Source organism: Luteibacter sp. P4_D7_3 (assembly GCF_056401735.1).
Map to the genome: position 1 here is coordinate 1 of NZ_JBFUIT010000469.1, position 2,229 is coordinate 2,229.

1 protein-coding gene is annotated in these 2,229 nt (G+C 65.1%); it reads right to left on the bottom strand.

Translation table 11 applies throughout. The annotated features are described in order from the left end of the window. On the bottom strand, positions 1-2,229 hold a 2,229-nt coding region (mfd, locus tag AC1DSN_RS21615), incomplete at both ends, for a transcription-repair coupling factor (RefSeq protein ID WP_477332809.1).

Sequence of the window (2,229 nt, forward strand, 5' to 3'; positions counted from 1 at the left end):
ACCTTCAGCTGCTCAACGGCGAACAGGCACTTCCTCTGGTACGGTAGCAGACCGAAACGGTCGATCATTTCAACCTCCAACTCGCTCAAGCATTCGTCGATGCGCGCGCTGGCGATCCGCTTGTACAGGGTCAGGCGCGCATGCACGTCCGGCAGGTAGTCGTTCGGGATCAGGGCGGGCAGGTGCAGTTCCACCTCGGTCTCGTGTTCGGAAGTGAGGTCGAAGTCGGGCACCTTGCCGGATTTCAGGGCGCGGACCGCGCGATCGAGCAGCTCGGTGTATAAGCCGAAGCCGATTTCCTGGATCTGGCCGGACTGTTCGTCGCCCAGCATTTCGCCGGCGCCGCGGATTTCGAGATCGTGCGTGGCGAGGGTAAAGCCCGCGCCCAGTTCTTCCAACGAGGCCAGCGCTTCGAGGCGCTTCTCGGCATCGGCCGTCATGGCCTTGCGGTCCGGCACGATGAGGTAGGCGTAGGCGCGATGATGCGAACGACCGACGCGGCCACGGAGCTGGTGCAACTGCGCCAGGCCGAAGCGGTCCGCGCGGTTGACCACGATCGTGTTCGCGGTGGGAATGTCGATGCCCGATTCGATGATGGTCGTCGAGACGAGTACGTTGAAACGCTGGCGATGGAAATCCGCCATGACCTGTTCCAGCTCGCGCTCCGGCATCTGGCCGTGGGCGACGCGGATGCGCGCCTCCGGCACCAGTTCGCCCAGTTCACGTGCGATGCGCTCGATCGATTCCACTTCGTTGTGCAGGAAGTACACCTGACCACCACGTGCCAACTCACGTTGAATCGCTTCGCGGATAAGGGCGGGCTGGTAGGTCGAGATCAGCGTACGTACGGCGGTACGGTGCGCGGGCGGCGTGGCGATGATGGACAGATCGCGTAGGCCGCTCATCGCCATGTTCAGCGTGCGCGGGATGGGCGTTGCCGTCAGCGTGAGGAGGTCGACTTCGGCACGCAGCTTTTTCAGCTGTTCCTTCTGGCGCACACCGAAACGCTGTTCTTCGTCGACGATGACCAGGCCGAGGTTCTTGAAGCGAATGTCGGCCTGCAAAAGTTTGTGCGTACCGACCATGACGTCGATCTGACCGTCGGCAAGGCGTTCCAGCGCCGCATCCGTTTCCTTCTTCGATTTGAAGCGGGAAACGACATCGACGCGCACCGGCCAGTCCGCGAAGCGATCGGCGAAGTTGCGGTAATGCTGCTGGGCGAGCAGGGTGGTCGGGACGAGCACGGCGACCTGCTTGCCGGCGGTCGCTGCTGCGAAGGCGGCGCGCAGGGCGACTTCCGTCTTGCCGAAGCCCACGTCGCCGCAGACCACGCGATCCATCGCGCGCGGCGCGGCGAGATCGGTGATGACGGCGTCGATCGCTGCCTGCTGGTCGGCGGTCTCTTCGAAGGGGAAGGTGGCACCGAATTCCTCGAGCATCTGGCGGTCGATCGACAGCGCTTCGCCCTGGCGGGCTTCGCGCTGTGCGTAGATCGCGAGCAGCTCGGCGGCGACGTCGCGGACCTTCTCGGCGGCCTTCTTGCGCGCACGTTCCCAGGCGTCGCCGCCCAGCGAATGCAGCGGTGCCAGTTCGGGCGCCGTTCCCGTGTAGCGGCTGACCAGGCCGAGCTGCGCCACGGGCACGTAGAGCTTGTCGCCCTTGGTGTACTCGATGGTCAGGAACTCGCCGGGCATGTCGCCAACGTCCAGCGACACCAGGCCCTGGTAGCGGCCGACACCGTGGTCGATATGCACGATGGGCGAGCCGATGGAAAGCTCGGTGAGGTCCTTGATGATGCTTTCGGGGTCGCGAGCGGCGCCGACGCGCTTCTTGCGATCGGTGCGCAYGCGCTCGCCGAAGAGTTCGCGTTCGGTGAGCACCGTGAGCGCCGGCTTCGTCAGGGCAAAGCCCTGCTCGAGCGAAGCGACGGTAATCGCGAAACGCTCGTCTTTGGCGAGGAAATCTTTCCAGCCGTCCACGTTGACGGGCTTCATGCCGCCCGCGCCGGCGAGCTGCTCGATGAGCGCTTCGCGACGGCCGGCCGAGTCGGCGGCGATCAGCACGCTGCCCTTGTAGCTGGCGAGGAAGTGGCGCAACGAGGTGCCGGGTTCTTCGCCCTTGCGGTTGAGCGGTACTTCCGGAGCCGGCATCGTGCCGAGGTCGACCGCGTGTTCCTGTCCCTTCGGCACGACATCGATGCGGACCTGCTTGTTCAGGCGCTCGCGCAGG